Raw genomic sequence first — 19,170 nt, 5'->3', positions numbered from 1 at the left:
CGGAGGGAATGGGCTGTTGCCTTAAATTTCAAGGTTGCGTTTCAGAGGAATCAATTCTGATTAACTTGCGCGCTTCCTGTTCTTTTTCACCATACCAGACGAGCACGTCGGCAAACAGATCCATGATGCGAACAAAGTTCTGCTTATCCGCTTCTGAAATCTGATCTGCATACTTGAAAATCTCATCAAAGCAAAGCTCCCTTACAAATTCGGTATACTTCGCATATACCTCGCGACCTTTCTCCGAAGGTTTGACGTAAATGTCTTTGCGGTTACCGCTTAAATGAAATTTTTCGAGCAGGCCTTTTTCCGTCAGATTCTTCACGTTCTTGGAAAATGTACTGCGGCTTACACCCAGACGTGCGGCCATCTCCGACATCTTCTCTTCCTTGTCCTCGGCTTCCAGAATGTATTCCAGCGTCTGAATCTGTGAAGCCGAGAACATCATGTCTGTACCATAACTTCGCTGCAGCTTATAGGTGTTTGAGTACGCATTACCGTATTTGATAATTTTCTCAATCAGTTCCCGATGGTCGCCCATCCAATCTAATTTCATGCGTAATTCCTTTCATATTCAGATTCTCTCTCTTACTCTATTGAAATCAGATCCGTTTTTCAATCCATGTAATCGCTTCTTCAATAACATCATCACGAGTCGGTTCATTAAATATCTCATGCATCAGATGAGCATAAATTTTAAGTGTTTTATCTGTTGAAGCGATATCGCCGTAAAAGTCACGGGAATCCTTTTCGCTGACCAGTCCATCATTGGCCCCATGCAGTACAAGCACGGGATCTGTAAACTGCTTGGCGTTCTCCTTGAGCCATGTTATGCCATTTCCCAGACTGTTAAATAAATCTACAGAGATCTGCTTTTCAACCAGTGGGTCATTCGCGTAAGCGGATACAACTGCGGGATCACTACATACGCCGCTGCCCAGCTCATTTGGGAAATACGTGCCTGTAGGAAGATCCATCGGCAGTTCTCCGGCAACTTTTGTATTGTAACGAGTGAGCGCTCCGGATAGTACGATGCCTTTGACCTTGCCTGGATATTTCGTTCCAAAGGACGAGGTTGCAAAACCGCCCATACTATGTCCGATGACAAACAGCGGAAGATCACCGCTCTCTTGCAATGCCGCCTCGACAATGACATGAACATCTTCAATTAGATGATCAAATACTTTATAGAAGGTACGCTGTCCCTCGGATCTGGCATGACCCCGATGATCGAAGCGATACACGCTAAACCCGCGCTGATTCAGCTTCTCTGTCAAATAATCGTAGCGCCCTGCATGCTCAGCTAGTCCGTGAACAATGACGACAGCGGCTTTTGCATTTTCTACTGTATCCTTGCTGAAATAAAGCTGTGTACCGTCAAAGGATTGAATGCTTGTCTCGATTTTAGTCATCGTTTCCCCGTCCTTTTTGTGGTGTCCAAACATAAGTTCCGAGAGATCGTTTCCTCCGCCCTACCATGGACACGTTTATTATTGTTTTTCTCAAAAATAATATTGTTTCTTATAGAAACAATATATCATCCGACATAGCTGTTGTCTACAATAAATTTAAAGCGCTTTCAAATAAATAGTATCACTGCTATGCATCATAAAAAAACCACTAAACACTCGAGAATCCTTGTGTTTAGTGGGGGGCTTTTAGGTTACATTCTAATCATTTATCTCATCAACGGCAGTCTTACCAGCGATTCGTCCAAAAGTAAATATATCCGTCAAGGCATTACCGCCTAAACGGTTGCCTGCATGTATACCTCCTGCAACTTCCCCAGCGGCATACAGATGTGCAATCGGCTGACCGTTTTCATCCAATACGCGAGTTTGGGTATCGATCTTGATACCACCCATTGTATGGTGAACTGCCGGTTTTCTAGGCGTAGCATAGAATGGAGACTTCTCGACTTTTAAGCTAAACGTATCCTTATGGAACTCCGGATCAAAGCCCGCATCCACATATGAGTTATACTTATGAATTGTATTTCTAAGAACTTCAGGTTCCATATTGATTTTCACTGCCAGTTCTTCTATCGTATCGGCTCTAAACAGAGTACCCGCTTCTACTTGCTGATCTATCTTTTCCTGGCTTGTGTTCGCTGCCGTTTTCTTGATCTCGTCATCCGCAATCAGGTAAAATAAACTTCCCTGCTCGATAGCTGCTTTCGTTAAGACATCTCGTCCAGAGAATTCATTAACAAATCGTTCTCCCTTTTTATTAACAATGACAAAGTTTTCAGGCGGTACTTGCAGTCCACTGAAGAGTTCGCCCGTATCCGGATCGGCTACCGGCATCATTTGAGTGAAGCCCATGCCTGTCAGCGCTGCTCCTGCACTCTTACCGAGCGATATTCCATCACCAGTCATCGCATAGGAATTTGTTGTTTTGATATCATCGTCAATATGGCTCCAGTATGTGTTATATTCCTTGAGCATCTGTGTATTTGCACCAAAACCGCCGCTGGCAAGCACAACGGCTTTGGCATGAATGGTTATGTTCTGACCATTGACACCTGTTGCGATAACACCTGTTATTTTTCCATCTTCGATGATCAATTGTTTGACCGGGCTATCTGTAATAATTTTTCCTGAATGCTCTTCTACATATTTGCTAAGTGCAATGATAAAGGCAGAGCCATAACTTTTGACAGGTTTATGGCCACGACGCCAAAGGGCACCCACTGGAGCAAATACGATACTCTTATCATACTCAACCCCGATATCCTCAAGCCACCTTACACTTTCCAAGGCACGGTCTGTAAGTACTTTGACCAGATCGTATTGTCCATAGATCATGCTCCCATTCAGGTCTGTACGTTTGCCCCCAAAATACGTTTGCATTCTGTGAAAAAGTGGGGAGTCGAATAAATAAGCCTTTTCTGTGCCGAACTTATCCTGATATGCAGTAAACTCTTCTTTGAGTGCATGGAAATCATCTACATATTCTGGATGGATCAAGCTCTCATCGGTACTTAATAAATTCTCAATCGTCTGTCTTTCCCCTGGATTCTCAGTGAACTGTTGTTGCCATACAGGATCTGCAGCATTGACAGGACCACCTGAGCGGATCGTATTCCCCCCAACAGCAGGATATTTCTCAAGTACAATCGCACTTGCTCCTTGTTGTAAAGCTGTAGCAGCAGCACTGAGTCCTGCGCCACCTCCACCTACAACGACCACATCGCAAGTGTATTCTTCGTCATCTTTCATCTGGCTGCTAGCAGGTTTTGGACGTCTTTTCAGGATGTCAGGATTCACTCCGGCAAGCTTAACCGCTTTGGCTACACCATTGATGACAGCATTACTGGTTTCAGAAGCACCTGAGAGAGCATCTACATTCAGCGTCTGTCCCTCAATGATTTTATTCGGAATTCTTACAAAAACAACATCGGCGATGCCTTCGGTTTCACCCTTCGAATCGATATCGATGCTTTCAATTCTATTTTCACTAAAGGATACCTTCATCGGCAGATTGCCACTGTGACCTATAGCATTGATCTCATACACACCGGGATTATAAGTGAATTCTTCTTCTTCGTTCAGCTGATTTGAAATTTTGGCAAACCGAAGGAACCGCAGGAAACATGTTTCCAGGAAATCGATCGTTCCTTCATTGTTCAGGTTGCCTGATTCGTCAAATGCTTTATGTGCGCTGCCAAGCAAAAATTCATACCCTGGCATCACGTTAGCTTCGACACCTGGTGCATCCAGGATTTGACGAAGATGCAGTTGTGCACGCGAGGAACCTTGTGTTCCCTGTGACGCACCTATGATCATCACGGGTTTGCCAGCCAGCGGATGGATTTCAAAGCTCAACCATTCCAGCAGGCTTTTAAGGGATGAAGGGATGGAATGGTTATATTCTGGAGTCGCAATAATGACACCATCACTTGCGATAATTTTTTCATTAAACGATTGTATAATTACACTGTTTGTTTGGTTATCGGACTGATTAAACATCGGAACATCTGTAATATCGAGGATTTCAATGGCTGCTCTGGACTCAAAATGCTTTTGTATGAATTGAAGCAGCTTGCGATTATACGATTTCTTTGCATTTGTGCCAACGATCGCTATGATTTTCATTGTGATTAGCCCCCCTACTCTTGCCAGGAAAATTTTTTCGTTTTTTTCTTCAACGTCCTTTTTGATAACAGTTCCGTAGTGATCTCCGTAAACAAAATAAACTCATTGAAGATTTCGTCAAGCTCGGCCACTTTTTGAGCGTCAATGAGATTACCACTGCTATCAAATGCACTCTGGGATTTTCCCAAAAGAAACTCGCTGCTAGGCATCATTCTCGCACCAAGCTCAGGCGAATCCAGGATTTGTCTAAGATGCGCTTGTGCCCTGGAAGAACCGAGCGCACCATGTGAAGCACCCACAATCAGAACAGGCTTGTCTTTCAAGGTTTGAGTGGTATAACTGATCCATTCCAGCGCACTTTTCAGAACGGCAGGGATTGCATGGTCATACTCAGGAGTAGCGATAATGACACCTTTCGCTTTAGAGATTTGATCTAATAAGTCTTGTACCTTCACAGGAATATCAACTTCAGCATCCTCTAATTCATCTTTTTCAATAAAGGCAGGCAAATCCTTAATTTCAAACAAGTCAATCTGGGCTTCACTAGCAAAATGCTTTTGCATAAATTGAAGCAGCATGCGGTTAGTTGACACATCCGAATTTGTGCCCACGATAGCTAAATAGTTCATCGTAATCCCCTCTCTGTCATTCGAGATGATGCTCGTAACTGTCAGGCTCAATCTTTCGGCCTAACTCTAACATATCAAAGCTCAAATGATCTAATAGTTATTCATTGCAGTTTGATAACTAATTTGTTATAATCACCTCAAATTCAAAGTTTGTTACTTTTTTCACAAGGGGTGAGGAACATGTCTAAGTTAGAATCTCAAGATATCTTGTGTTACATTGACAGCCTATTAAAATACAGCAACTATAGCAGGGCCGCACAATCCCTTTACATATCTCAGCCCTACCTCACAAAGGTTATCAAAAAAATCGAAATTGAGTTGGGCTGTGAGCTAATCACTCGCAACAAACTTCCGTACCGATTAACCGAGCAGGGGAAAATATATTATCAATACTTAACTTCACTCGAAAACAGCTACGCGAAGCTTATAAGGGAAATCTCATATGTATCGGATATTGACAATAAAGTGTTACGGATTGGCATTCTTCCGAGCCTCGGTGTGTACTTAACGCCCCTTTTTTTACCAGATTTTCTCGAGCTTCATCCTGCTTATAAAATTAATCTTGTCGAGGATTTACCTGAAAAAAATGAGAAACGTCTCCAAAATAATGAGCTGGACTTCTGGATCGGGCAAAATTCAAGCAGTATCTCCCCTAACTTGAACTCGTTTAACTGGGGCAGGCACAGTTACCAGGCCATCATTCCGCGTTGCTGCGAATTATATCAAGAGAATGTTGCAGTCATCCCGGAGGGCACGATTGAGATCAGCACCATTTTGAATCAAAAGCTTATTCTAACGTCCAAGGGTTCGGCAATCCGAAAACAGATTGATCAATTGCTCAGTGTCTACAAGGTACAGCCTAATATCGTTATGGAAAGTAATGAAATCTACACTGTACTCAAGCTTGCAAAGCATAATTTAGGTCTGACTTTTGTGCCTGAAAGCATCCATATCAAGGAGTGCCCTTCGGAATACAACATCTATCCAATCCCTCTAGAGATGATGAGTCTGGATTATTTTATAGCCCATCATGGAGAAAAAAAGCTGAATAGCGTGGATCATGACCTCATCCATACTTTTCTCAATCACGGACAACAATGTGCAATATAGGAGGCTATCATGAAACCTTTTACGAGAACGATACCGCTTATGGGAACTAACATATCCCTCTATATCAAGGGGACAGATGCTGAAGAGCTTGCCGAGGAAGCCGTGAATATGCTTGTCCATTATGAACAAGTGTTTAGTGCCAACAGTGAGCAATCGCAGCTTGCCATGCTAAAAAAAGAAGCCGCATCACATCCGCTTAGAGTAGACAAGGAACTGTATGATCTTATTAAGATAGGCAAAGAACACAGCCTGAATAAAGATTCATTTTTAAATATTGCGATAGGGCCTTTGATCAATTTGTGGAGAATTGGTTTTCGCGAGGCACATGTGCCGGAAGATACCGAGATTAAAGCAGTGCTGGAGCTCTTGAATCCGGAGCATATACAGCTTGACGATGAGCTGCAAACGGTTCATTTATTCAAAAAAGGCATGGAAATCGACCTTGGAGCGATCGCTAAAGGTTATTTTGCTGATCAAGTTATGTCATTTTTCAAGAAAAACGGAGTTACATCAGCTATGGTCGATATGGGCGGCAATGTTCTGGTTCATGGCGATTCTCCCACCGGGTCCAGTCACTGGAAAGTTGGAATCCAAAATCCCTTTTTACCTAGAGGAAATGCAGCAGCACTCGTTAGTATACGCGAGCAATCCGTTGTTACATCAGGAATATATGAGAGAGTTTTAGAGAAGGAAGGGAGTCAGTACCATCATATATTTAACAGCAGAACAGGCTATCCAATCGAAAGTAATATCGCTTCTTTAACGATTATTGCGGATCGATCACTCGACTCCGATATATATACTACAGAATTATTTGGGTTAGATGCGGTCTCCATTATTCATAAAGTTAATAATATGAAGGATATCGAGGCTGCCGTAATCACGACGGATGGAAATCTGGCCTATACCGATAATCTTAGGGGAAGAATTGAGCCCGTATTAAGGTAAAGTTAACAGCTACTTCTTTAGGCCAGGATCTAACGGCTTTTCCTGCTCACTGATTAAACAGATAATAAAGTGGACGGAACAAGTTCTTCCGCCCAACTTTATGATCTGAGTGAATCAATAGCAACTGCCTTATAATTAACGTGTCTACATCAAACCCAACAAATTATAGATCATCACTGCTGCTTCTGCACGGCTAGCATTCTTCTTCGGTGCAAACTCATCGTTACCTACACCGTTTATTATGCCTGCTCCCTGTATTGCCTCTACCGCTTGCTTCGCATAACTTGCGATGTTTGCTTCATCCTTGAAGGCTGCAGCTTCACCACTTGCTAACGCTAGTTGCTTAATTTGGATCGCCTTGTATACCATAACCGCTATATCTTCTCGTGTAATGTTCTCATGAACTCCGAATCGTCCATTTGGTTTCCCGTTCACAATCCCCAGCTTCTGCGCGGTTGCGATATTTCCATGGTACCATTTTCCTTGCTTCACATCACTAAAACTTGTCGTTGCGCTCTCATCCGATAACTCAAACAACTTCATCAGCATGGTGATGAATTCTGCTCTTGTCACTTGACCATTCGGATTAAACTCGCCGTCGCCTACACCCTTTACAATGCCTCTTGCTCCCAATGCTGAGATCGCATCCTTCGCCCAATCTTGGGTCACATCCTTAAAGCTCGTTGCAACATACGCTACCGTATACTTGCTTAGATACGTTGGCTTGAACTCTACTTTACCTGTCGCTGCATTGTATTTACCATTCGTCACCACTTTTAGCTCTCCGTTGTCCTTCACATCGTATACAACGACGTTGTTTGGATTTTCGCCAGCCTTTAGTGTGTATGGCAATTCAATCACGAGATCATCTCTGCCATCAAACTCTGTAAGTTTCTTACCATCCATCGTTAGCTCGATATCGTATACGACCTCACCGTTCAGCTGAGCTTGTGCGCCAGCTGGCAGTTGATTAGCTGCTATTTTCTTAATCGACAATCCTAACGTCTTCCCTGCACTTGTTCCTGTTCCAAGCAGTTCGGTTGCCACTGTTACGACTGCAGAGCCTGTGTTGATCTCGATGCGATCTACCGTAGAAGATCCACTTGTTAAGCGCGCATCTACTGCTAGCTCAATCGTTAGCCCGTTCAAGCTTGCATCAGCTTCAACTCGCATGTGTAGCTTACCGCCTGTCGTTAGATCAAGCGCACGCCTCACCGTATCCGCACTTAACTTCACTTCAGAAGTACCGCTCTCATTTACAACCGGTTTAATGTTTATTTGGCCGTTGTTCATGACCACTGGCTCATTTCCACCTGGAGCTGTTGGCACTGTAGGTGCAGGAATGTTAACGTCACCGCCACCATTTCCATTACCACTGCTTGGTGCTTGTGGTGTTCCATCAACCAATGGTGTTACCGTTACCGTAGCGCTAGATGATAAACCACCATCCACTGTAGTTACTGTAATCCTTGCGGTTCCTGGTGCCACCGCTGTTACTTGACCTGTCGCACTTACAGTCGCTACAGCTGTATCGCTAGAGCTCCATGTTACTGCTTTTTTCGTTGCATTAGCTGGTGCTACCGTAGCTGTCAGTTGCCCTGATTGACCTTCTACGATTGACAACGTCGTTTTGTCCAAGCTAATTCCGCTAACGGGTACGTTCTTCCCATTGAGTGCATCATACTCACGTTGTGTAATTGGAATTACCGTTCCGTGACGCGGACTCGCTGGTAAGTTGTAGTTAGAAGATAATGTCCAGACACCTGATGCAAGATTAGTTGTCTCGAATGGAACATAACCTCTTCCACCAAACTCATCTACGAATAAATACCATTTTTTATCGGTATTCGATTTGAAGATCGTTGGACCCTCAACCCATTTGATGTTACCAACGCCTTGATTAATCATCTTGAAGGTTGGATCTAAGATCGAGTCACCGACCTCTTGGAAGATCATCTTGCCAAATGGAGCAGAATCTCCGTTGTTTTGCTCATCTTTCGTAAAGCGATACACTTTTCCTTCATGCTCAATCATCGTTGTGTCAATGATGGAATATCCATAATCCAGATATACTTGCGGTTCAGTAAACGTATAGAAATCTCTTGTCTTGCTATACATCATTTTTTGATAAGCATCGCCTGTATGGGATGCATCATCAAACATTCTTGATGCCCAAAATACGATATATTCACCAGTTGTGTTGTCGTACATAATTTCTGGTGCCCATGTATTACCCGCTTCTTCCGGTGCAACCTCTACCATGCGTTGATCTGTCCAGTTGACTAAATCATTCGATTCCCAAACCATAATGGAACGACTACCCCATGTGTGTGCTCTGCCCCAGTTACCATTGCCGTTAATTTTCAGATCGGTAGCGATCATGTAGAACTTATCACCTTCAGGCGAACGAATAATGAACGGATCACGTACCCCCTTCTCCCCTAAGGTAGAGGTCAATACAGGTTTACCATTATTCAATTCTCGCCAGTTCAACGGATCATTGCCGTTACTTAGTGCAAAGTAAACTTGCTCCCCTGTTGCAGTACCTTCTCCAGTGAAATATGTGAAAAAGTATCCCGCATATTTTTCATCAGCAGGCAGTTCCTTCACCTTCGCAATAAATTCCTTCGTAGTGGATGCTGAATTTAATGTAATCGTAGCTGTAAGCTTCACGTCTACATTCCCACTACCGTGTGCCGGACGTTTTACTTCTCCAGTAACTGAAACGACGTTTGGTTGTACAGAAGCCCAAGTAATCGTTGCTCCATATAGTCCAGATGTTGGTAATGATATATGACCTCTTACATCATTAATGTTATGAACGACTAGTGCTGCTTTTGCTTCATCTACAGAAGTGACATCGTTTGGCAATGCCTTAACCGTCAACTGAAAAGTTTTGTTAACTGTCTCTGTACCATCTGTAAATACTGCTGTTAACGTTACAACTTGATCACCTGTTGCGTTAGCTGGTCTGGTTACGGCACCTGTAGTTGAGATGACATTCCCCTTATCTGAAGTCCAGCTTATTGTTGTGCCATAAACACCTGATGTTGGCAATGTTACATTGCTTATAATCGTATCTTTTGATGCATTAGCAGCAAGAAGATCATGCATCGTTAATTTCTCTGTCGCAGCCGATACAAGCATGCCCTCCATCAAAGCAATCTTCTGATCTGCATGAGCCTTAAGTGATGTAATATGTGCCGCAGTCATAGCACCATCATAGATTTGGAAGTCTGCAATCATACCGCCGAAGTATGGATCAGCTGTATAGAATGACTTACCGATGGTTCCACTACTGCCTGAAGTATTTTTTATTTGTTCTAGTGTCATTCCATTCGTTGAGCCTGATGCAACAGCAACACCATCAATATAAAGCGTTAGTGTACCATCCGTGCCTGAAACAACAGTCGTAACGACTTTCCATTCATTATTCTTTAAGCCCGTGGTAGAAGTTGAAGACTCATTATTCCAAGCATTCGTCGCGATACCTAGGCGAGCTAGACCGTTAGCGTTATAACGTGGTGTGAAGTACGTATAGTGTGTATTATTGTTTGGTCTTCCTAATGCATATAACCACTCCGCAGCGTTTTTACCGCTCCAGTTCACAATGGATGAAACGGTCATATCCGTTAAACCATCGAGAACTCCTTGTGGTAGTTCTACATAAGAGTTAGTTGTGCCACCAGTAAAGCTTAGTACACCAGCATCTTGTGTACGAATCCATTCTGCTTTAGACGGATTCATCCATTTTCCGTTGAAGTTTCCTGTTTGGTCAATAACCGTTGCACCATCGATATCATTCATATCGTAGTGAAGAATGAGCTCTGCCCCGGATGGCTGCTCTACTGGAGGAGTAACGTCTTCATCAGCTAATGTTGCAATCTCTTCAACGGATAATGCACGATTATAAATACGGAAATCATCAAATTTACCATCAAATAGACTATGAGAGCTGTTTCTCGATTTCCCAATATAATTCATCGTTGTTTTCAGTAACATTCTCGGCTCAACGTTAAATGTCGAGCTACGTTTAACCTCTTGACCATTCACATACAATACTGCATCAAATTCATCCATTGTAATGGCAACATGCTGCCAAGTCTTCGTTGGTAATAACCCGGAATTTCTCACCGCATATTTATATTCTGATCCCAGTCGCGTGCTGTCATTGCTAAATTTCTCTGTAAAAGGTGTTACGACAGCAAACTCTAGACTACCTGTATCACCTTGTGTGCTCAAGTACATGGTGTTGCGGTTAACCTGTCTGCCTGTTTCGGAAGCAAAATCAAATATTCTTTGATTTGCTTGATTTCTGTCCATTTGAACCCATGTAGAGAACGTAGCCTTCTCAAGATTCAAGGATTGAATCAAGTTATCTGGCAGCTTCACATATCCTGTTGATCCATTAAGCTCTAGTGCACCACCCGTTTTACCGATACGATCCTCTTCATTAATCGTTGCTCCACCTACTAGTGTTGCGTGATGACCATTACCAGAAATGTCATTCACCGTTGTACCATTCACTGTATTTGCATCAAATGAGTAATGTACAACCGGGTCTGTTGATGGTGCCGGACCTTTCCAGGCATACTTCTCTTGCAAAGCATCATACTCTGCACGTGAGATTGGAATTACCGTCCCGTGTCGTGGTCCTGGCGGCAGTGCATATTTATCACTACTTAATACATTGTTCATATATTGCGTGCTACTATCCAGATCTGTTGTATATCGAACATGATATGGCCATGAATCAAGGAACAGATACCATTTGTCTTTATTATTATCTTTAAAAATCGTTTGCCCTTCGTTGTTTCCATTATTTCCGATCAAGCCAAGTTTATTATCACGTGTACCCGGAACAGCGTTGTATTGAAGGCCGTTTGCTGCAATACCGTCCTTGTCATAATAAAAAGTTGGTGCTTTCTCCACATACACTTTAGTATTCACTTCTGATTTGGTGAATCGGTACAACATATCATTATGCTCAATAAACGTCGTATCAATGGTCGGAAGTGACTCATCAATCATGACCTTTGGCTCAGAGAAGTTGTAGAAGTCTCTTGTTGTTGCGAAGTACATCACATTGTACTGACCTGCAGGTCTTCCGTTATAATCACCATATGTCTCTGTGTTTTTCATTGATGATGCCCAAAATACGATATACTCTCCAGTTACTGGATCATAGATAGCTTCTGGTGCCCACGTATTTCCTCCAGTCTTAGGAGCAACCTCGATCATACGCTGCTCGCTCCAATGAACGAGATCCTCCGACTCCCAAATCATCATGTAATGACTACCCGTAATTTGAGCTTGGTCGAAATTTGTACTTTCGCCCATTTTCAAATCGGTTGCCAGCATATAGAATTTATCCCCTTCTGGTGACCGAATAACGAATGGATCTCGAAGTCCTTTTTCACCCATATCGGATTGAAGGATCGACTTACCATTATTCAGCGCTTTCCAGAACAATGGATCTTCAGCTGTAGCGAAGGATATCTCTTCACCACCCTCATATTCACCTGTAAAGTACGCAAAGAAGTAAGCATCAAGCTGAACTGGCGCTGCTGCTTGTTTAATCGTAACGTTAAACGTACGCTCTTTAGAAGCTGCACCATTCGTAATTGTAGCTATTAGCGTAACAGGCGTATCCGTAGCTTGACGGCTTACCCAGCCTAGCTGTGTAGCGTTACCAGCCGCTTCAGCCGTTCCTTTCACAACTGCCGGTCTGCTAGATACCCATGTAATTGTGGAGCCTTGTTCACCTGTAGTGACAAGACGTAAGTTACCTTTAACGTTGTCAGCATTGTAGATTTCTATCTGTTCAGCGTCTAAATCAACCTTCTGCTGATCATCGAATTGCTTCAAGATCGTAACAGGAAATACAGCTGTAGTCGATACTCCTTGATACATTAAAGTGGCCGTAAGCTCCGCTTGAACATTACCTGCCTGAACAGCTGGACGCTGTACCGTGCCATGATTAGAAATGACAGTAGGATGACTAGAACTCCAAGTAATACTCACGCCGTTTTTACCGCTTGTTGGTAATGCAACGTTTCTCGTTATCTTATCGGTACTCTTATCGCCTTCACCTAAGTAACGACTGATGTTAAGTTGATTCGCTGCATCATCAACAGTGAGCTGACGTATTTTGGAGATGTGAGTTGCTCCTTCTTGTTGATATAACTCGCCTACTTCTTGCTCCGTCAACGCACGATCATATACTCGAAAATCAGCTACGCTACCTTGAAGGTATGGATCGTTTGAGAAGATTGATTTACCGATAAAGCCAGAGAAAGTAGCATCCGGATTAATAATCTCTGACAGCTTTAGTCCCTTTGCATTACCCGAAGCAACCTTAACTCCATCCACGAATAACGTTATCCTATTGCTAGCTTCGGACAAGGACACCGTTACATGCTTCCACTGCCCACCGATCAGGTTTGAGTTTGCGCTACCTGTAACTAATGCTTCGTTCGGCCAGCCATTTTTAGAGATACCTGTAGCAATCATATTACCTGATCTACTACCGTGACGTGGTGTTACGAAGAAATATTTGTTCGTTTCTGGTGTTAATACAGTACCCAAACCGAAGATCCAGCGATTCGTCCCATCATTCGTCCAGTTCACGATTGAAGATACTGTAATCTCATTCAGACCGTGTAGTAGATCTAGTCCATTTGAGCCCTTAGGAATCTCAACATGCCCACTATTAGATGTAGAGCTTCCACCATTGAAGGAAACAAAGCCAACCTCACTGTTTGAAATGAATTGTCCATTGTTTGGATTTCTAAATATTCCGTCAAATGTAACTGCCTTGTTGGCAACATCCTTCAGTACGAGTTGACCGTCTACTTCTTCAGTCGTCTTCATGTTGTAATGAAGAATAAGATCATCTTTTAGCGATTTTCCCTTAACGGTAACGGCTGATGTGGCTGTAAACTCTCCATCTTCAGTCTGTACCGTAATTGTGGCTGTACCTCCACTAACAGCTGTAACTTTACCCGTTGAATTGACAATCGCTACACTGGAGTCACTAGATGTCCAGATAATTCTTTTATTCGTTGCATTTGAAGGTGAAATAGTAGCCACTATTGTCTCGCTGTCCCCCGCTGATAAAATAAATGTAGGTTCATTAAGCAAGACATTCTTAACGGCAATCTGCTCAATAGATTCATCCTTAGGTAGTAAGGTAACAATGAACTCCTTCGTTGCCTGGCTTCCACCTAAAGAAATGGTTGCAGTTAACGTCACTTGTTGCTCCATTTCTCGTAAGAACACTTCCCCGGTTGCACTAATCGCACTCTCATCACTAGAAGTCCATGAGATCATTGCGCCATTCTTATCTTCAGTAGGTAGTTCAAGAGATTCTGTAACTGCCGATATGTCTCCTAACGTTAGCTCTATTTTGCCTTGTTGTACTTGCTTTTCATTAAACGATTGTTCATATACTACAGCGATATCTTCATTATTTAGTGCCTCTCCGTAAATTCTTAAATCTTGAAAGCTACCCGCAAAAGTAGCATCCCCTAAATAATTGGAGCGACCGATGTAAGCATGCAAATCAGTACCAAAGCTTGCTGTTGTTTTCTCTTTGGCAGTCGTGCCTATACTTACACCGTTAATGTAACCTGTAATAGAGCGTTCTGTAATGACCGTCGTATAGTGCACCCATTGACCGTCGTACGGTGTCGTTGAAGTGCCTGATACCCCTACCTCAGTCGTCCAAGGCTGGTCAACATTATTGTTATTCGTAAATACTGACTTAAAATCACCACCTGGATTCGATGGATTAAACATCCAGTAATTCGTTGGCAAGTTATTGCCAGCTGCTGGAGTACCGTAGAATAATGCTGAGTAGTTCCCACTTCCAGTGTTGCTCTTGATCCATACAGATATCGTTGTATTTTCTTGATTATCAAACAAACCAGTAGGAAGCTGAACGTAGTTTGTATTACTATCTGTTCCCCCACGTAAAGTGAGACCATCGGTGTACGTAATGTCTCCTACGGCCGTTCCATGCTTTTCATTACCTGATATATCCTGTACATCCTCAAGCAATGGATAATACGCCAACATCGTTGGTGTTATTGTGTCCGCTGAAGCTTGATTGCTAAATGGCAGAACAAGATTAAACCAGCTACTGAAGGTCATAAGTAAAACTAACATTAGGATTGTAATTTGCTTCCGCATAGCATTCTTCCCTTCGATTAATTTTCAGAAGCATACAACCCATATCTCTCACCTATAAAACCAGACCACCTCGCTCAAGGAAATAGAGATACGTTTAAAAAAAGAATGCGCTTACATTTCTTCTCATATTACGTCTTCAACACTTCCAATTCAATGTAGTATCTTGTTAATAAGGTGGATTTTTTTATTGCAATTCAAGCAAACTTCAACACTATCTCTATACTTCGAAGTAATCGTTTTCATTCTATATATACGCTATGTTTAAATTAAAGGATTGAACGCCTGATAAACATAATATATATAGTTGGGCGCTTGTCATATGGACAACGTGTCCGAATACGATGCGGTAAGCCATGGGTGCACCGCATCGAAAAATAAGGAGGATTTTCATTTATGCCAAAACGATTTAGCAGAATGCTCGCGTTCCTCTGTTGCTTGGTAATGGTGGCGTCGCTAATGCCTACCAGCTATGCCGCCGCCGCTGACAACATCGAGAACGCAGAAGCGAATGAAACACCCACCGCCATTTTTGGAACTCCCGAACTCGGGTCAAACGACCCACTCTGGGGCCAGACCATGGAGCATCACATCAACAAAAGCACTGTGCCCGCCGATCCCAGACCCCATGCCACGGGCATAGCCAGAATCCTTTGGGACCATGACTACCTGTATTCCCGAGTAGTTGTGAATGACAGTAATCTATATCAGGGAGCTGGCGGAGATCACCAGTACGACAGCCTGGAGTTTTATGTCGGCACCGGAACCGGAGGCTCAAACCAATGGCGCGTCAGCGCGACGGGCGTGTACTCAGGGCAGGCCGCTCCGGGCAGAGCTGCATGGACCCAGATCACGGAAACAGGATATATCGTGGAGATGAGAATACCCAAAAGAACCTTGACCTTGGAGGAGGGCAAGCTTACCTTTGAGGTTTATATTAATAACTCAACGGAAAAGGGCGGTGACCGCTATGAAGTCGTTTCCAGTTTCGGAGATCCGGACGCGGCTTACACCAGCGCTGCTTCTTTTACAGACAGCCTGCAGCTCTCTTTAGCCAATGAAGTGGATACCAGATTCTCAATCACCGCCACTGCGGGACCGGGCGGCCGAATAACGCCGAACCCACCCGGCGATGTTCTGAGAGTAGATCGGGACTCTAACAAAGAATTTACGTTTACCCCCGATTCCGGCAAAATGGTGGATACCGTAACGGTAGACGGCGAGACCGCGACTCTATCTGCTGGCACTTATACCTTTTCGAATATTGAGGCTGACCATACAATTCACGTAACATTCAAAAACGATCCGGACGCGGGGTTGCTTCCCTTTGTTGTATGGAATGACAACTTCGCCAGTGGCGAGTACACAACCGCTGTCATCATTGATTTAGGCGAGGGGAAGGCAGCGTTAGGCTCCGCGCTTAATCCGGACTTGTTTGCCTTATCGGCTAGGAACACGACCCTGAACGGCGAAGCAGTGACCTTTGAAGGACCACGCAAAATCACAAGGGTATACGCTAATGACGAGCCTAAAGTACGCGGCTATCTGGGGCCAGTAAGCAATTCACCGGATTATCAGGACGGACTGGCAAGTGGCCGTTACATCGTAGTTGAGTCTGAGTTTTATTCAGCGAGCGGCGGCAAAACAACGCTGGATGGCAGCAGTAACTCGACAAAGCAGGTTTACAACATCGTCCCAAACGGAGAGATCGTACTGACAGAGGGGAGTCCACTTCGCAACGTGGTTTTTGAACAGGACAAAGTTGTGAATCCGATCCTTGACAAGTTTACAACATTCACGGACAATTCGGTCAATCGCTCGCTCTACCTACACAAGGATGAAGACGGTAAAGTGATCAAAGGATTGCCGCTGTATGTTTATACTCACGGCATGTCACGCGGCGGCACAAACGCTGCGACAGACCAAAAAGCGGCCATGAAATCCGCCAACGGCTCGGTCGCTCTAATGAAAAAAATGGAGAAAAATCCTGACAAGTACGCCAGCCATGTACTGAATATTTCCTATAATGGCGTATCTGTTCCCTCAACAGAGAATGTTAAGAAGGTCATAGACGCCCTGATTGCCAGCGGCGAAGTAGACCCTAACCGTGTTTACGCGGCTGGCTTCTCATGGGGCGGCCAGTATACAAACAACTTAGTTAACAGCCATCCTGGCTTCTTCGCCGCCGCTGCACCTATGGCCCCGGTAAGCGGTTCACCGAACGCTAATGCTAATGACGCTCACAACACCTTGGCCTATTGGATGTTTTTAAATACTCATAATGTTGGAGGCTACCAGACTAACCTCAATAATTTCATCAATAACAATATGCCGAAAATGATCAACGCGAGGGCTTCGCGCTTTGAGAGTAATGAGGTCCTTACGTGGCCCTACAATCAATTTGATCAGCCAAATCTGAGGCCTAATCCGGCCAACACACCTGTTCTGGCTGATTACATAGCCCACGAAGTTGAAGCGGCGGTTCTTTACAACCAGATAACTATGGGGAATTGGAGCATAGCTCCCACGGCGCAGTCCTCTAACTTGCCGGCTTGGAACAATGACTACACAGACGTCTTTGATTGGATGTTCGCGCAGAGAAAACCGGTCGTGCCCGGTGCTCCGAGCGGCTTCAAGGCGACAGCCGGTGACGGACAGGTCACATTGAACTGGACCGCCCCTGCTGACGACGGTGGCAGTGCGATCTTGGGCTACAAGGTATGGTATGGCAACGGGACGCCGATTACACTGGATGCGACGGAGACCAAATATACCTTCAAGAACCTGACAAACGGCCAAGGCTACAACTTCACCATCATCGCGGTGAATGCAAAGGGCGACGGCGCGGAGATCAGTGCTACGACGACGCCGATGAAGACGACGACTCCCACTGTGCCTGATTCTGGCGGCAATACGGGAAACACCGGAAATACCGGAAATACCGGCAACATCGGTAATACGGGCAACACCGACAATACGGGCACCGGGACAGACGCTGGAACGTTGAAGTCGACCTACACAGTGAATACACCGAAGGATAAACCCGCGATCACAGACAAAAACGGCAACACCACCCTTCCCGGTGGCGGCGAGATTGCGACCAAAGGCGGGACGAAGATTAAGGTACCCGAAGGCACATCGATAGACTCAAACGGTAAGTTAACCATTCCGGCAGACAAGAGCGCCGAAGTGATACTACCCGGCGACAACAGCACAGTGACCATTTCGGGAGGATCGACGATAGCGAGCGACGGTACGGTTACAGTAGGCGGCAAAGACGCGCATGTGACCCTGCCCAACGGCAACCGTGTGGATATTCACGGCGGATCGAAGATACGGAGCGGCGGAGCGGTTGTGGTAGGACCGAGCGGCGCAAAAGTTAGCTTAGATAACGGCATGTCGCTGAACATCCGTGAGGGTACGGAGCTGGCATTTGATGACGCCACCCCACTGGGCTTCCTCGTGATATCGGGCAATCCTTTCAGGGATGCCAACATGGACGACTGGTTCTACAGCTATATAAATTTCGCCTACACATACGATCTTTTCAACGGCACAACGTCCACGACGTTCTCACCGGGAACCGCAATGACGCGTGCAATGTTCGTGCAGGTACTGTCTAATCTTGAGAACGTAAACCTCTCCAGTTACACGAGTTCCCGCTTTAACGACGTGACGGACGGACAATGGTACACCGCGGCAGCCGAGTGGGCGGCCGAAAAAGGCATAGTTAACGGTAAAAACGCAGACCTGTTTGACCCCAATTCACCGATGACGCGCGAGCAGATGCTGGTGATACTGTACAACTACATGAAGTACAAAGGCTATGAGCTCCCTGAAAGCCACTCTAAGCCCTTCACGGACGAGAGTGAGATCAGCTCATGGGCGTTGGAGGCCGTTCAGGCACTGCGGGACATCGGCATTGTAGTAGGCAAGCCGGACAACTTCTTTGCTCCCAAAGCCACCGCCACCCGCGCCGAAGTAGCCACGATCTTTGTAAGATTCGTCGAATATCTGGCTAACTGAAAGCGTATACAGATAAATGCAGACCCTTCCGGTTGGACAATATCCAGCCGGAAGGGTCTCCTTGTTTTGAAACTGTACTTTTTTTGACAACTCCACAGTCAGGACTTTAAAACCTCTATTTTTGCATCTAGAATATTCGTCAACAGGCTCGTCACTAATTCCAAAAATTA

The 19,170-nt window shown here is 44.5% G+C and carries 8 protein-coding genes; 3 read left to right on the top strand and 5 right to left on the bottom strand.

All coding sequences use genetic code 11. The features are described from left to right. Window positions 1-28: 28 nt before the first annotated feature. The 4 genes from EL84_RS16000 to EL84_RS15985 form a co-directional block, all read right to left on the bottom strand. Entirely contained in the window at window positions 29-556 is a 528-nt protein-coding gene (locus tag EL84_RS16000; RefSeq protein ID WP_047842333.1) for a MarR family winged helix-turn-helix transcriptional regulator, read from the bottom strand. A 46-nt stretch (window positions 557-602) separates the two neighbouring features. Then, entirely contained in the window at window positions 603-1,412 is an 810-nt protein-coding gene (locus EL84_RS15995; RefSeq protein ID WP_047844227.1) for an alpha/beta hydrolase, read from the bottom strand. 258 nt (window positions 1,413-1,670) lie between these two features. After that, window positions 1,671-4,097 (bottom strand): flavocytochrome c, encoded by a 2,427-nt coding sequence (locus tag EL84_RS15990; RefSeq protein WP_047842332.1) that lies wholly within the window; start codon window positions 4,095-4,097, stop codon window positions 1,671-1,673. 14 nt (window positions 4,098-4,111) lie between these two features. Beyond that, window positions 4,112-4,726: an NADPH-dependent FMN reductase gene (locus EL84_RS15985; RefSeq protein WP_047842331.1), complete on the bottom strand. Its 615-nt coding sequence runs from the start codon at window positions 4,724-4,726 to the stop codon at window positions 4,112-4,114. Between the two features lie 180 nt (window positions 4,727-4,906). Here EL84_RS15985 and EL84_RS15980 point away from each other — a divergent pair, with 180 nt between their 5' ends. Together EL84_RS15980 and EL84_RS15975 are read left to right on the top strand one after the other, a co-directional pair. Next, entirely contained in the window at window positions 4,907-5,836 is a 930-nt protein-coding gene (locus EL84_RS15980) for a LysR family transcriptional regulator (RefSeq protein ID WP_047842330.1), read from the top strand. A gap of 9 nt (window positions 5,837-5,845) precedes the next feature. Next, the gene (locus tag EL84_RS15975; protein ID WP_047842329.1) at window positions 5,846-6,784 is read left to right on the top strand and encodes an FAD:protein FMN transferase; all 939 of its coding nucleotides are present in this window, start codon (window positions 5,846-5,848) and stop codon (window positions 6,782-6,784) included. Between the two features lie 144 nt (window positions 6,785-6,928). Here EL84_RS15975 and EL84_RS15970 read toward each other — a convergent pair whose 3' ends face one another. Next, window positions 6,929-14,977 carry an immunoglobulin-like domain-containing protein gene (locus tag EL84_RS15970; RefSeq protein WP_047842328.1) on the bottom strand — a complete coding sequence of 2,683 codons (8,049 nt, stop codon included), beginning with the start codon at window positions 14,975-14,977 and terminating at the stop codon, window positions 6,929-6,931. Window positions 14,978-15,370: 393 nt separating this feature from the next. On the opposite strand from EL84_RS15970, the gene EL84_RS15965 reads away from it, so the two are divergent. Next, a complete protein-coding gene (locus EL84_RS15965) occupies window positions 15,371-19,000 on the top strand; it encodes an S-layer homology domain-containing protein (RefSeq protein ID WP_047842327.1) in 3,630 nt (1,209 codons plus the stop codon). The last annotated feature ends 170 nt before the right edge of the window (window positions 19,001-19,170 follow it).

This window comes from Paenibacillus sp. VT-400 (assembly GCF_001029205.1).
GTDB lineage: Bacteria > Bacillota > Bacilli > Paenibacillales > Paenibacillaceae > Paenibacillus > Paenibacillus amylolyticus.
Note: the sequence above shows the minus strand (reverse complement) of the source record. Positions and strands in the feature narration are given on the sequence as shown.